Annotated in this window: 11 protein-coding genes and 1 tRNA gene; all 12 read left to right on the top strand. The window is 66.9% G+C overall.

The window, feature by feature from the left end; genetic code table 11:
* The first annotated feature begins 56 nt into the window (after positions 1 to 56).
* The 12 genes from QMF22_RS01865 (at position 57) to QMF22_RS01810 (ending at position 13,851) form a co-directional block, all read left to right on the top strand.
* A tRNA-Pro gene (locus QMF22_RS01865) sits at positions 57 to 130 on the top strand.
* Positions 131 to 264: 134 nt separating this feature from the next.
* A complete protein-coding gene (locus QMF22_RS01860; protein WP_283449793.1) occupies positions 265 to 1,758 on the top strand; it encodes a DHA2 family efflux MFS transporter permease subunit in 1,494 nt (497 codons plus the stop codon).
* Positions 1,759 to 1,788: 30 nt separating this feature from the next.
* Positions 1,789 to 2,262 carry a VanZ family protein gene (locus QMF22_RS01855; protein ID WP_283449791.1) on the top strand — a complete coding sequence of 158 codons (474 nt, stop codon included), beginning with the start codon at positions 1,789 to 1,791 and terminating at the stop codon, positions 2,260 to 2,262.
* Between the two features lie 46 nt (positions 2,263 to 2,308).
* Positions 2,309 to 3,187 (top strand): hypothetical protein, encoded by an 879-nt coding sequence (locus tag QMF22_RS01850; protein WP_283449788.1) that lies wholly within the window; start codon positions 2,309 to 2,311, stop codon positions 3,185 to 3,187.
* Positions 3,188 to 3,234: 47 nt separating this feature from the next.
* Complete coding sequence (locus QMF22_RS01845) at positions 3,235 to 4,329, top strand: acyltransferase family protein (RefSeq protein WP_283449787.1); 1,095 nt, start codon at positions 3,235 to 3,237, stop codon at positions 4,327 to 4,329.
* Positions 4,326 to 4,892 (top strand): YdcF family protein, encoded by a 567-nt coding sequence (locus QMF22_RS01840; RefSeq protein WP_283449784.1) that lies wholly within the window; start codon positions 4,326 to 4,328, stop codon positions 4,890 to 4,892. The genes QMF22_RS01845 and QMF22_RS01840 overlap by 4 nt, the downstream gene beginning before the upstream one ends.
* 143 nt (positions 4,893 to 5,035) lie before the next feature.
* Positions 5,036 to 6,475, top strand: a complete 1,440-nt coding sequence (locus QMF22_RS01835; RefSeq protein ID WP_283449782.1) for an O-antigen ligase family protein — start codon at positions 5,036 to 5,038, stop codon at positions 6,473 to 6,475.
* A gap of 99 nt (positions 6,476 to 6,574) precedes the next feature.
* Complete coding sequence (locus QMF22_RS01830; RefSeq protein WP_283449780.1) at positions 6,575 to 7,612, top strand: glycosyltransferase; 1,038 nt, start codon at positions 6,575 to 6,577, stop codon at positions 7,610 to 7,612.
* Entirely contained in the window at positions 7,609 to 10,536 is a 2,928-nt protein-coding gene (locus tag QMF22_RS01825) for an oligosaccharide flippase family protein (protein ID WP_283449778.1), read from the top strand. The genes QMF22_RS01830 and QMF22_RS01825 overlap by 4 nt, the downstream gene beginning before the upstream one ends.
* Complete coding sequence (locus QMF22_RS01820) at positions 10,533 to 11,762, top strand: glycosyltransferase (RefSeq protein ID WP_283449776.1); 1,230 nt, start codon at positions 10,533 to 10,535, stop codon at positions 11,760 to 11,762. Before QMF22_RS01825 ends, QMF22_RS01820 begins: the two co-directional genes overlap by 4 nt.
* Positions 11,759 to 12,808 (top strand): polysaccharide pyruvyl transferase family protein, encoded by a 1,050-nt coding sequence (locus tag QMF22_RS01815; protein WP_283449774.1) that lies wholly within the window; start codon positions 11,759 to 11,761, stop codon positions 12,806 to 12,808. Before QMF22_RS01820 ends, QMF22_RS01815 begins: the two co-directional genes overlap by 4 nt.
* Complete coding sequence (locus QMF22_RS01810) at positions 12,805 to 13,851, top strand: glycosyltransferase family 2 protein (RefSeq protein ID WP_283449772.1); 1,047 nt, start codon at positions 12,805 to 12,807, stop codon at positions 13,849 to 13,851. The genes QMF22_RS01815 and QMF22_RS01810 overlap by 4 nt, the downstream gene beginning before the upstream one ends.
* Positions 13,852 to 13,997: the final 146 nt, after the last annotated feature.

The following is a 13,997-nucleotide window of genomic DNA, read 5'->3' as shown; positions in this document are numbered from 1 at the left end:
CTCAATTCGTCGTGGGAGGCGCAGAGCGCCTATACTGATTGAGGCCCACGGGCCATCGGGGTATGGCGCAGCTTGGTAGCGCGCGTCGTTCGGGACGACGAGGTCGCAGGTTCAAATCCTGTTACCCCGACAGCAGTAGATAAGTCAGTCTCAAACGAAACCCCCACTCCAACCGAGTGGGGGTTTCGTTGTACGATCGTCTGTCGGCATCAGCGTCACTCTTGCCGAGGATCGCCGGGAGACCGGTGCAAAAGGATCTCACGCATGACTTCTCTGCCCGCGACTCCGGCAGCTCCCGTCGTCTCCCGCCGCGCCTGGCAGGCCCTGATCGTGCTGCTCGCCGGGATGTTCATGGCCCTGCTCGACACGACCATCGTGAACGTGGCGCTGCCGAGCATCCGCACGAGCCTCGATGCCAGTGAGGCTACCCTGTCGTGGATCATCTCCGGTTACGCCCTCGCCTTCGGCCTCGCGCTCATTCCGGCGGGCCGGGTGGGCGACCGGTACGGCCACAAGTGGGTGTTCTTCAGCGGCCTGGCCCTGTTCACACTGGCCAGCCTCGCCTGCGGACTCGCACAGAACGACCTGCAGCTCATCGTCGCCCGGGTCATTCAGGGCCTGGCCGGCGGAATGTTCGTGCCGGCCGTGACCGCCGTCATCCAACTGATGTTTCCGCCAATGGCCCGTGGCAAGGCCTACGCCATCATGGGCTCGGTCATCGGTGTTTCGACGGCCCTGGGCCCGATCGTCGGCGGACTGATCATCGAAGCCTTCGGAGTCGAAAACGGCTGGCGACTGGTGTTCTGGGTGAACCTGCCGATCGGTCTTCTCGCCCTCATCGCCACGGTCTTTCTCCTGCCCGGCGGCGCCGCGCTCCCCCAGAAGCCACAGAGCTCGCGGGCGGGCATCGACTGGCTGGGCCTCGTGCTCATCTCGGCCGGCCTGGTCGCGCTCCTGGTGCCGCTGATCGAGGGGCAGGACCAGGGCTGGCCGCTCTGGACCTTCCTCACCCTCGGTGCCGGAGTGCTGCTCGTGGTGGCCTTCGGCGCCTGGGAAGTGTCCGTCGCCAAGCGCAGCGGCAGCCCGCTCGTGCCTCCGCACTTGTTCTCCCACCCGGCTTTCACAGGTGGTGTCATTCTCGCGCTGGTCTACTTCGCGGCATTCACCAGCATTTTCTTCACCATTTCCATTCTCTGGCAGGCCGGCCTCGGTCATAGTGCCCTCGAGTCGGGCCTGGTCTCCATCCCCTTCGCGATCGGAACGATTCTCGGTGCCTCGCAGAGCGACCGACTGGCCAAGCGCCTCGGACGCACCATTCTCGTGGTCGGCGTTGCCTTCGTGACGATCGGCCTGACCTGGATCTGGCTGGTCATGCTCCTGACCACCCCAGGCGACCTGACCAACTGGCATTTACTGCCGCCTCTGTTCATCGCGGGCCTCGGCAGCGGATTCTTCATCGCCCCGAACGTGTCCTTCATCGTCGCCACCGTCGACCGTTCGGAAGCGGGCGGTGCGAGCGGCGTGGTCGGCGTGATGCAGCGCGTCGGCAGCGCGGTCGGCATCGCCGTGATCGGCAGCGTCTTCTTCAGCACCCTGACGGTTACCGGCCCGGGAGCGGATGCCCTCGCCACGGCTTTCACCCACAGCGCCACCATGGCGATGGCGGTGAGCGTTGGTTTCGCCCTGCTCGCGCTCGTACTCGTTTTTGCCCTGCCGAAACGCGTCGCCGGCAACGGCCCGGCCGCTGCCGCCGGGTAGGGCAAAGCTGACGAGTGTGCAGGACCTGACATGACTGTGATTCGACGACGTCGGCATACGCGGCTGCGCCGCGGCGCCCTGTGGATCACCTTGGCCTACCTGGTGCTGCTCACCCTGATCGCATTCTGGCCCACGCCGGTCGACCGCGGCATGCACGGGTCAATCGGGGCTTTCGTGACCTGGTTGCACGCACACGGCATGCCGAACCGGTTCGGTTACGACACCATCGAGTTCACCGCCAACATCGCGCTGTTCATTCCGGTAGGTCTGCTCGTCGTGGTACTCGCCGGAGCGCGCCGCTGGTGGCTCGGCCCGGTGGCCGGCGCCATTATCAGCGCCATGATCGAGCTCGGCCAGCTGGTTCTTCTGCCGGAACGGTTCGCGACCGTGAACGACGTCATCGCCAACAGCCTCGGTGCACTTTTCGGCACTGTTCTCGCGCTGATCGTACTGCGGTTCACCCTGGGACCACACCCGACGCCCCGCCCGATTCGCCTTCGCTAACTTCTCCGGTTGGACCTCGCCGTTTCTCTCTGCTACCTTCGGCAGAATGAAGCGACGAGAGTTTCTCACTTTGTCAACTGCTGGCGCGGCCACGCTCGGTTTCGGTGCGCTCGGCGCCCCCTCCGCGTTCGCTGCGACCGCTCCGAAGCTACCCGGAGAGGTCTCGCGCCTGTCCAACGTACTCACCCAGAAGGGCAAGAAGCTCTACGACAACGTTGAAGTGGACATCGGCGGGGACCGAGCCCGCCTGTTCATTCCGCAGACAATCTCGATGAACTCGACCGCCGCCATCGGTGCCGTGTGGTTCTACCACGCGGCTTCCAGCTCTCACAACGCGCTGAATGGCGGCTTCAAATATCCGGGCGAACTGGTAGTCGACCAGAACAGCATCGCCATCTGCATCAATGCCGGCGGCACCCAGTACACCAACTCCATCGCCACCACTGCCCAGAAGAACGCCTGGACTTACTTGAACTCGCTCTACACCGTGCGCCGTAACTTTCTGCGCGCCACCTCTTTTGGCGGGTCGCTCGCCTGCTACACCTACGGTAAGAAACTCATCCCCTACATTCGCGGCCTGTACATGGTGAACGGCCTCTACGACAACGAGTGGCTCTACGCCTACGACACCAAGAATCAGGCGCACGTCGGCGACGCCTACGCCGACAACCCCACCCTGATCAAGGGCACCAACCCGGCACGCATCAGCGCAACACCGTGGACCAACAGTCGGGTCAAGGTACTCGTCTCCGACGATGCCCACCCCGATGACGTCGTCGTGCCAAGCAAGAACGGCCTCGCCCTGGTCAACAAAATCAAGCTCGTCGCCGCCGACACCCAGGTGATGTATCACACGCTCGGCCATGAAACGCCGGGCTTCGCCCACACCGACATGATCAAAACCTTCGCCCAGTGGTCGGTATAACACCGTGGTCGGTCTGACGCACTGGTCGATCTAGCAGGGAGGCACTTGTGGCCAGCACAATCGATCGCACCAGGGTCGACTGGGTCGACGGCGCCAAAGGCATTGCCATTCTGCTCGTAGCCCTGGCGCATGCCGTGCAGTGGACGGTGCTTTCCGGCCTGGCCCCCGAGCTGTGGAACAAGATCAACCTGGTGTTCATCGTGTTTCGCATGCCGCTGTTCTTTCTCGCCTCCGGCCTGTTTGCCGGCTCGATCATCAAACGCACCTGGCCGGCCCTGTGGCGCACCCGGCTGAGCCTGCTGGTGTGGGCGCTGCTGCTGTGGACGGTCATCCGTTTCGTCTATTTCTCGCTGCTGCCCAACCCCGCGGGCTTCGATGAAACCAACCCGATCGACCTGTTGCTCGCCCCCGTGCGCCCGAGCAATGGCCTGTGGTTTCTCTACGCCCTCGCTTTGTTCTTCGTGGCCGCGAAACTGATGCGTAATCGCGTCGACTGGCGGGTGCAAATCGGCGTTGCCGCAGTGCTATCGGTGTTGTTCTTCGCTCGTGCTGACACCGGAAATATCGCCTGGAACGGCATCGGCCGCTACTTCGTGTTCTTTCTGCTCGGGTGCTACCTGCGCGAGTGGATCCTCGCCTTCGTCAACCGGCCCAGCCGATTCGGCGCCCTCGGGCTCGGGCTGGGGTTCGGCGCGGCCTTTCTCGTGCTCGCCGGCGTCATTCTCACCGTCGACGCCCGGGTTCCGTTCATCACCGGCAGCCTGGTACTGGTGAGTCTGCTGGCGCTCGGCGCGGGCTTGCTCCTGGCCCGGTTCCTGGTGGGCTTTCGCGCGTTCACCTGGCTGACCTACGTGGGCCGCAACACCCTGCCGATCTACGTGGTGCACGTACTCTTCGTCTCGGCCCTGACCAGCCTGCTGCTGCTCGCTCGCGGCCAGGCCTGGCTCGAGCGCCTCGGCCCGGTGCTGCCTCTGCTCGTCGCCGGGGGTGCCGTCGCCGCCTCGCTCGGGTTCTGGCGGCTGGTGCGCGATCTGCCGGTGCTGCGCTACGGATTCGCGGTGCCGTCCTGGTTCTCCGGTCGCCCTCCGGTCGCGGCGGTGGAAGCCCGACCAGCAGAGCGGATGCTGCCGCGCAGCGAGTGAGACAACCCCGCCGGCAGCGCGCGCTGATCGTGCTCACCGGGCTCGTACTCCTGACCGTAGGGCTCCTGGCCGTCAACACGCGAACCGTCATGTTCCCCCGCCAGGACCAACCGGTCGCCGCCGACGCCATCGTCGTGCTCGGCGGACTCGGCAGCGCCGCCGTGGTGGCGAAGGCCGTGCATCTCGCCGAAGCCGGGTACAGCGGAGAGATCTTCATCTCCGACGCGTTCGGCGGTGATACCCGGCCGGCGAATCTGTGTGCGCGAGCCGTGCCGGTACCGGGCACGACGATCGCCGTGGAGTGTTTCGATCCACACCCCACAACGACCCGCGGTGAGGCCGAAGCCATCGCGGCGTTTGCGACCGAACGCGGCTGGAACAGGGTGATCGTGGTCACCTCGAGCTACCACGTGAGCCGGGCCCGGGTGCAGATCAGCCGCTGCTACGCGGGGGAACTAGCGGTGATCGGCGCCGAACAGCCCATGGATCCCGGCAAATGGGCGTACCAGTTCGTCTACCAGAGTGCCGGATTTCTGAAGGCGCAGTTCCCGCCGTCCTGCTGATCCAAAAACCGCTTTTTCTGCCGCTCCGCTGGCGCTGAGGAAAATTCACGTGTTATCGTTGCGGCTATTCGCACCAATAGTGCTGCGCAATACCCGAAATATTCACTGCGCCAACACTGCGCCACTACCACCCGAGGCGGCCGATGTTTGATTCCACCCTGCGCCGATTGCGCAGCACGCCGGTCGTTCTGGTCGTGCTCGCCGCACTTATCGTCATTGTGGCCAGCGTCGTGATGCCCCGATACATCACCACGCTGGGCATAATCGTGATTCCGCTCACCCTGCTGGCCTTCACCGCCGTCGTCACCCTGTTTCTACTGCCGGCGCACATTCTGCCGGCCGTCGCGCTTGTAACGTTCGCGCTGGTTCCGGCGCGCGTCCTGCCGCAGGACGGCCCGATCGGCGCTCTGCCGCTCACCACCATGATCATCGTCATCTGGGCCATACGGCGCCTGCTGCCGACGAAAGCGGATGCCGGCCCAGCGACCCCGCCGGCCCCCTTCCGATCGGCCACCCGCTACTTCGCGCTGCTGTTCCTGGTATGGACGCTGTTCACCCTCACGCGCACCACCGACCTACAGGCGAGCCTGGGCTGGATGATCAGCTTCAGCGCTGCCGTACTGCTGCCGCTGTGCATCGGCACCAGCACCCGAGAGGCGTACTGGATTCGCCGCACCTGGCTGCTGCTCGGTGCCTGGCTCGGCGCCTACGCCGTCATCGAAGGGGTGCTGCGCTTCAACCCGATCTGGGGCACCCTGTTCTCGGTGCTCGGGCTGACCGATCACCAGCACTGGTCCGTGTATCGGGCCGACGCGTCGTTCGGGCATCCGCTCTTCGCCGCCCTGTTCTTTGCGGTGGCCTGCGCCCTGGCCATTGGCGTCTGGCTGCAGGAGAACTCCAAACCGGCGCTCGCCGCGGCCGTCTTCAGTGGTCTCGGCCTGGTCGCGACCGTCTCTCGCGGGGCGATTCTCTCCGCCGCCATCGCCGTGGGTTTCGCCTACGCGGTGTCGCTCGTGCTGCGCGGCGAGAAGCGCTGGGGCAAATTCGCCCTGCTTGCTGGACTCTTCGTCGTCGCCGTGGTGGGATTGTTCCAGTTCGACGCCTTCACCGCCCGCAACAACTCTGTCGAGGCCGAACTGTCCTCGCAGGCCCGCGACCTTGGCGTGTGGGTGTCGGTACAGGCCGCGAATCTCACCGGCTGGATCGGGTCAGGCCCCGGCACGTCCGGCATCACCGGGCGCCTGTTCAACGAGGTCACCATCGAGAATTCGCTGCTGCAGCTGCTCATCAGCATCGGCCTGCCCGGCGTCGTGCTGTTCCTGCTCATGATCGGCTCAGCCGTCGCGCACGCGCTGTCCCGCCGTGCGGTCGGCGCTGCCGCCGCCCTCGTGGCCTACACGGTGTGCATCGCCGGCTTCAACGCGATCGACGCGCTGCGCCCCATGCACCTGTTACTGGGCCTGCTGCTGATTCTGGCGCTGAACCCCAGCAGGACGAATGCCACCGGCCCGCTCGAATCCGGCCGTGCACCCGCTGCACGGCCGGCATCAGTGCGCCCCAAACGGGGGTATGCACGGCTCTGACGCAGAAGCTACCTGCACGCTACGCTAAACCGACAGATTCTCATGTTTGAGTCGATCCGTTTAGCCGATCCGTTTCACCGGCCCGTAAGGGGAATGGGCATGATGACAGCATTTAATGCACACCTGACTGTTTTACAATCGCTGAGTCCGCCCGACGGCACCACTCGGTACGTCAACCAGGTCGTCGAGGGCGCTCCCGATGCGGTGACCATGCGATTCTTCTCCTGGCGCACCGCGCTGCTCGGCCGCTATGACGTCTTTCACGTGCACTGGCCCGAGCTTCTCATCCGCGCGCCGCGGCCCCTGAAAGCCCGGCTGCGCCGCGGTGCGCTGTACGCCCTACTGCTGCGCGCCAAGCTGCAACGCATTCCGATCGTGCGCACCGCGCACAACCTGACCCCGCACGAGGCCGGTCACGATGCCGAAACTCGCGCGCTGGACGCGCTCGACGCCCGCACGGCCCTCGTCATCCGGCTCAACCCGACCACACGGGTCCAGCCCGAGTCCCGGGCGGTCACCATTTTGCACGGCCACTATCGCGACCGTTTCAGCGGCATGGTGCTGCCCGATTCGGTGACGGGGCGCATCCTCTATTTCGGTTTGATCCGCCCATACAAGGGCGTCGAAACGCTGCTGCAGGTGTTCCGGGCGCTGCCTCGGCCCGACCTGACGCTGCGCATTGTGGGCCGGCCGTCTAGCGGGCTGGGTGAAATCATCAGCACCGAAGCCGCCCGCGATGCGCGGATCAGCTCGGTGCTGCGTTTCGTCTCCGACGAGGAATTGGTGATCGAGGTCGGCGAGGCCGAACTGGTCGTGCTGCCCTATCGCGAAATGCACAACTCCGGGGTGCTGCTCGTGGCGCTGTCGCTGGATCGACCGGTGCTCGTGCCGTCGACGCCATCGAACCTGGCCCTGGCTGAGGAGGTCGGCCCCGACTGGATCTACCTGTACGAGGGCGAGCTCACTCCGCAAATTCTGGTGGGTACCCTCGAGCGGATGCGCGCGGCCGGCTCGCGCCCGCGGCCGCAGCTCTCGGGGCGCGACTGGAAGACGCTCGGCCTGCAGAGCTATCACACCTACCTACGGGCCCTGCAGCTGACCGGGCGCACGGTGCGTGCCGGACGGAGCATCCGTTGACCGCCACGATTCAGCCGGGAAGCCCCGAAAAGCCCCGCTCGACCGCCGGACTTGGCCGCACCGCGGGGCGCGGAGCATCGACCACCCTGGTCGGCCAGCTTATTCGCATCGGCGTGCAGCTCGGCGGTATCGTCGTGCTCGGCCGACTGCTCGACCCGAGCGACTACGGCCTGGTCGCTTCGGTCGCTGCCATCATCGGCGTCGGCGAGGTGCTGCGCAACTTCGGGCTGTCGTCGGCCGCTATTCAGGTGCGCGACCTGAGCCGGCACCAGAAGGACAACCTGTTCTGGATCAACAGCCTGATCGGGCTCGCGCTCATGCTGCTCGCGGTGCTGTTCAGCCCGCTCATCGCCACCCTATACGGCGACGACCGGCTCGTGCTGCTCACCCAGGTGCTCGCCGGAACGTTTCTGCTGAACGGCCTGGCCACCCAGTTTCGCGCTGACCTCAACCGCAATTTTCATTTCGTGGCCCTGGCCGGGTCGGAGATCGGCGCGCAGGTCGGCGGCCTGGCCGTTGGCATCGTCATGGCCCTGAACGGCTTCGGCTACTGGGCTCTCGCCGGGCAGCAGATCAGCCAGGGCATTCTCACCATTATCATTCTCATTCCGGTCACCAACTGGTTTCCCGGCTGGTATCACCGCGCCGCGCCCATGCGCCACCTGATCGTGTTCGGGTCGAACCTGGCCGGCACCCAGTTGCTCGGATACGCCAGTCGCAACACCGACACGATCGTGATCGGTGCCACCCTCGGCGCCGGTCCGCTCGGCCTGTACAACCGGGCGTTCCAGCTGCTGCTGCTGCCGCTCAACCAGATCAACGGTCCGTCTACCCGGGTGGCCCTGCCGGTGCTGGCCAGGCTGCAGGACGACCCGCCCAAGTACGACCGGTTCATTCTGCTCGGGCAGACCATCATGCTGCACGCGGTCACCATCGTGCTCGCCTTCTCCTGCGCGCAGGCCCTTCCGATCATCAGCATCGCGCTCGGCAGCCGGTGGCTGGGTTCCGCACCGATCTTTCAGATTCTCGCCATCGCCGGGTTCTTCGAAGCCGCCGCCTACGCGACCTATTGGGTGTTCCTGTCGAAGGGCGCGACCAAGCAGAACCTGTATTTCGCCCTCACCACTCGGCCGTTGCTCGTGGCGTTCGTGCTGATCGGCTCGCTGTGGGGCGTCTACGGCGTAGCCGCCGGGTACTCGATCGGCGTGGCGCTGATCTGGCCGATCGGCCTCTGGTGGATCAGCCGGGTAACGGATGCGCCGGCGCGCGCCATGTTCCTGGCCGGCGTGCGCGCCATTCTCGGTTACGGTTTCGCCACCGGTGTCAGCTGGGCCGCCGTGCAGTGGATTCCAATTGAACTGCCGTTCGCTCGCGTCGCCCTCGGCGGGATCGCGCTGCTCGCCGCGATCGGCCTGGTCATGCTGATCTGGCCGATCTTTCGCCGCGATGTGCGCTCGATCACCCAGGCGCGCAGCTTTCTGCGTTCGGCGAAGGCGTCGAAATCGGGCAGCCCCAGCCTTGACACCAACACCAACACCGACACCGACCAGCTGTCCCCCGCCCGCAACCCAGCGCGTTCCCGCACGGCCGGCCGCACCCGGCTGCGCATCATGCGCCGGCTGGACCGGGTCACGCACGGCCTGGCCGCGGCATCCGCTCTGCCGTATCTGCGCGATCGTGCCGCGCTGCGCCGCGCGACCAACCAGCTGCGCCCGTTCGACGCCCGCGCCCCGCGCTGGCACGTGCTCGTCGCACCGCCCGGCGAGGGCAATATCGGCGACCAGGCAATGGTCGAGGCTTATCTCGAAAACGTGGATGGGCCGGTGCAGGTGCTCGTGCGGCGGCCGGCCGACGTGCGGATTCCCACGCAGCATGCCTCGCGGGCGCAGCTCGTGCCGATTCCGCACCTGATCTACGGCGTTGGACGGGTGCACCGCCAGTCCATGGCACTGTTGGCTCCCGTACTCGACGGCGCCCTGTCGCTGACCGTGATCGGTGCCGACATCATGGACGGCGCGTACAGCGTGCGCGCCTCATCGCGACGAGCGGACGTTGCCAGTCTGGCCCGCAGCGTCGGCGTCGAAGCGCGCATTCTCGGCTTCAGCTGGAACGGCCGCGCGAATGCAGGGGTGCGCCGGTCGCTCGCCCGGGCCGGCCGGATGGGAACGCGGTTGCAGCTGCGTGACCCGGTCTCCAGCGAGCGTGCCCGCGCTGATCGCTTCGAGAACGTGGTGGATGTCGCCGACTCCGTGTTCGCCGCCCGCACCAGTTCCCGCCTGGCCGTGACGGAATATCTCGGGGCCACGCCGGCCCGGTACGCCGTGGTCAACGCGAGCGCGCTGGTCGGCCGCAGCTTCGACCAGACCACGGAGTACGCCCGAATCGTCACCACACTGCTGGAGGCGGGGCTCCGCGTGGTGTTACTGCCGCACGTCGTGCGCACCAGCGGTGACGACGCGGCCGCCTGCCGAGCCGTATTCGACCGGCTTGCGGTCTCTGGCGCGCAGACGGATTCCCGGGTGGTCCTGGTGAACCGGCTGCTCAGCCCGGCCGAAGTGCGCGGGCTGTGCGCCGGCGCCGACATCGTGCTGACCGGACGCATGCACCTGGCCGTGCAGGCCATGTTCCACGCGGTACCTGCCGTTGCCCTGTCCACCCAGGGCAAGGTCGCCGGCATGATGCGGCTGTTTGACACGCAAGAACTATGCGTCGAGCCCGGCATCGGCCTGGCCGAGCGCATGATCCCGGTGGCTCTGGCCGTGCTGGCCGAGCGAGAGAGCTATCGCGATCGGCTTGCCGCGCGGCTGCCCGAGGTACAGCGCCTGGCCGCCCTGAACTTCTCGGGATTACCGAGTGTAACGCGTTCCCAATCCCCTGCCCTGACGGCCCCTAGCCCGACTCCCCACAGACAAGGCCCCGCATGACGCTCTCCTCCCAGACCCCGCCCGACTATGCGCGCGGGCACCCAGCCCTCCGCCGCATCCTCTTTGTCATTCCGTCACTGCACGGTGGCGGGGCAGAATTCGTAGCCCGCACCTGGATGGGCTGGCTCGCCGACCAGGGCTACGAGGTGAGCGTGGTGCTCACCGCCGCCGAGATGAAGCCAGAGTACCTACCTGACGGGGTTGAGGCCTTTTCCCTCTCTGCCCAGCACGGCCATGCGCGAAAAGCCGCCGCGCTGCGCCGCCGCCTGCTCGACTGGCAGCCCGACGTGGCGATCTCCCTCCAGGCGCACCCCAACCTGGTGCTGCTGACGGCGGCCCGCCTGATCCCGGTGCGACTGCGGCCCCGCGTGCTGGTGAGCGAGCGCAACCTGGTGTCGCTCGGACTGCCCGGATCGGGCCTCGCCCACCGGGTGAAGATCTGGTTCGCTAAGCGCCTGTATCGGTGGGCCGACCACGTGATCGCCATCTCGCACCCGGTCGCCGCTGAAATGGTCGCGGCTTTCGGGGTGCGCGGCGACCGCATCACCGTCGTCGCCAACCCCGCGACTGCGAAGCTGCGCGGAACCCCGCGCGGGTCGGGTACGACCGCGGCGCGGGTCGAGGTGAGTGGTGACGGTACCGCTCCGGCCGAAGCCGGTGGCACTACCATTCTGGAGCGATCCGAGCGCCGCCCCGGATCGGCCAATGGCATTCAGATCGTGCTGGCCTGCCGACTGGTCGCGCAGAAGCGTCCGCTGCTGGCCATTGCGGCCGCGGCCGAACTCGCCCGTAGAGGTGTGCCCGTGGAGGTCGTCTCCTTCGGCGGCGGCCCGCTGCTCGACGACGTGCAAGCCGCGGCCCGGCAGGAGAACGTGGTCTTTCACCACCGCGGCTGGGTCGAGAACTGGTTCGACCACTTCGGCGACAACGCGGTGGCCCTGCTCACCTCGAGCCGGGAAGGGTTTGGCAATGTGCTGGTCGAGGCCGCAGCGGCCGGGTATCCGGCGGTCGCCGTGTCGGGGGCGCTCGGGGTAGCGGATGCCATTGTGCCCGGCATCACGGGAGAACTCGCGCTGTCCGCGCATCCCGTTGACCTCGCCGACGCCATACTGCGGGCGGCCGAGCTGCCGCTCGACAACATCGAACCCTGGCTGGCCCGATTCTCGGAGGAAGCCAGCGGCTCCGACCTGGAACGAGTGCTGCTGCGGGTCGTGGAGCACGCATGAGAATCTTCGCCTCGGCCATGGGCCAAATCGACAATGTCGGCGACACCGTGCTGCGGAGGGCCTTTCTCGACGCGCTGAGGGGGGCCGGCGAGCTGCAGGTCTTTGTTGGATCCCGCGAGGATTCCTACCTGAGCGGGCTCGGCCTGCATGACGAAGACCGGGTGTACCGCACGAGCGGCGAGTGGCGACGCGAGATTTCGCGGTCGACACTGCGGGAGGCATCCGTGTATGCCTTCAACGCCGGCGAAATGGAGCTACAGCGTGGCTACGCGCTGCGCTACCTGCGGCTGGCACCGCACCTCGCGCTCAACCGGCTACGCGGCGGGCATGCCGTGCACGCCGGGTTCGGCGTGCGGCAGAAGACCGGCTGGCGCATTCCGGTGGCGGCGACCCTGCGCCTGTGCGACCTGGTGGCCTGGCGCGACGCCTACAGCCGTTCCGCGATGGGGCTCGGCCGTATCGCTCCCGACTGGGCCTTCGCCACGGGAGCAGCGGATGCCGACCTGCTCGCCTCCACCGCGGATCGCCCGCTTCTCGCGGTCTCGGTGCGCTACAACGGGCGACGCCCCGACGAGGCCTGGCTCGCGGCGCTGAAGCGTCTGGCCGACACTCTCGGACTCGAGATCGTCACGGTGTCGCAGATTGAACGCGACGGGCCCCTCGCCGAAGAACTCGCGGTCTCGCTCGGCGGCACGGCCCTGGTCTGGGACGGCCCGGACCATGCAGCGCAGGAACTTCGCCTGCGCGAGGTGTACCAGCGGTCGCTGCTCGTCGTGACTGACCGGCTGCACGCCGCCGTGATCGGCCTCACCGAGGGCGCGCTGCCGCTGGTGATCGCTGACGCTGGGCCGTCCAAGGCGGCCCGCACCCTTGACGCCGTCGACATCAAGGGTGCCACGATCGGCTGGACGCTCTCCGACCCGGCGGCGCTCGAGCGCCGGGCTCGCGACGTGATCAGCCGCCGGGAGCCGATCCTGCGCCACGTTGTGGAGGCCCGCGCGTCTCTGCGGGAGCTGACCGACACCATTCGAAAGCTCACGGCGTGAACGGCGCGCACGCCGCGGGGCGGCCGGAGCGGCCCGGAGCGAGCGGGCATCCGGTCGTGAGCGTCATTGTTCCGGCCTACAACGCGGCGGAATTTCTTCACGACGCCATCGAACGCCTGCTGCTGCAGACGATCGCCGTTTCTGCCGCCGGGTCGGTCGAGATCATCGTGGTCGACGACGGCTCAACGGATGCGACGGCCCAGATCGGCACACGGGCTGCGTCCGCGCACGCCAGCGTTTCCTATTTTCGGCAGGAGCAAAATGGCGGAGTCGCCCGGGCCCGTGCCCGCGCCGTGGCCGAAAGCCGGGGTGAATTTCTGTGGTTCGTCGATTGTGACGACGACTGGGCTCTCACGGCGCTCGAGAAACTCGTGGCGACGGCCCGGTCAACCGGCGCCGACGTGATCGTCTGCGGCGCCGAATACGTCTATCCCGGCCAACGACGCCCGTTAGCTGCGCCGCCGCAGAATGGTCCGATCAGCGGCGCCGAGGCTTTTGGAATGTTGCTAGACGGAGACCTCACCGGGCATCTGTGGAACAAACTGTTCCGCCGGGAGCTCACGCGCGAGATCGAGTTCACCCCGGCCCGGGTGCACTCCGACCTGGCCATGGTGGCCCAGCTGTTCGCCGCGGCCGATCGTGTGGCCGTTATCAGGGATGTGCTGTATTCCTATGTTGTGCGCGGTGGGTCGATCATCCGCTCGGGATCGCGCCGGGCTGAGTCGCTGCTGCTGGTGGAGCAGGCCGTCACCACCGCGGCGATCACCCTCGACACCCGCATCATCGGTTCCAACTCCTACGGCTACTTTCGGCTGCGCTACGTTCTGCTCTCCGGGCTGAAGGATGCCCTGAGCGGCCCGTACGACGCCGACGAACGCGACGAGATCGTCGCCGAGCTGCGGTCCCGGCTCACCTGGCGGCTGGTGCTGCTCGCTGCGCGTCGTCGCGACTGGAAGCGGCTCGCGCTGGCCGGCTCGGCGAAGGTCAGTGTGCCGCTGCACCGCCGGGTGCTGCGCCTGGCCGTCGAGCACGGCGCAGCCTGAGCCTGAGCCTGAGCCTGAGGAGGATGCAACGGGCCAGCTGCGCGGGGTCGTCACGCGGAGGCGCTCCATTCTGGGCATTTTCACAGGAAAGTGAAACGAATTCGACTTTGGCTCTCGATAGGCTCGGAGCCACAGTTCGCTCCGAA

The organism is Cryobacterium sp. PH31-L1 (assembly GCF_030063145.1).
GTDB lineage: Bacteria > Actinomycetota > Actinomycetes > Actinomycetales > Microbacteriaceae > Cryobacterium.
The sequence above is the reverse complement of the archived record's forward strand: the minus strand, read 5'-3'. Positions and strand labels throughout refer to the sequence as shown.

Bases quoted from the DNA above. Each gene is read 5' to 3' on its own strand.
- QMF22_RS01860 (WP_283449793.1), top strand. From the start codon at position 265: ATGACTTCTCTGCCCGCGACTCCGGCAGCTCCCGTCGTCTCCCGCCGC.
- QMF22_RS01855 (WP_283449791.1), top strand. From the start codon at position 1,789: ATGACTGTGATTCGACGACGTCGGCATACGCGGCTGCGCCGCGGCGCC.
- QMF22_RS01850 (WP_283449788.1), top strand. From the start codon at position 2,309: ATGAAGCGACGAGAGTTTCTCACTTTGTCAACTGCTGGCGCGGCCACG.
- QMF22_RS01835 (WP_283449782.1), top strand. From the start codon at position 5,036: ATGTTTGATTCCACCCTGCGCCGATTGCGCAGCACGCCGGTCGTTCTG.
- QMF22_RS01830 (WP_283449780.1), top strand. From the start codon at position 6,575: ATGATGACAGCATTTAATGCACACCTGACTGTTTTACAATCGCTGAGT.
- QMF22_RS01820 (WP_283449776.1), top strand. From the start codon at position 10,533: ATGACGCTCTCCTCCCAGACCCCGCCCGACTATGCGCGCGGGCACCCA.
- QMF22_RS01815 (WP_283449774.1), top strand. From the start codon at position 11,759: ATGAGAATCTTCGCCTCGGCCATGGGCCAAATCGACAATGTCGGCGAC.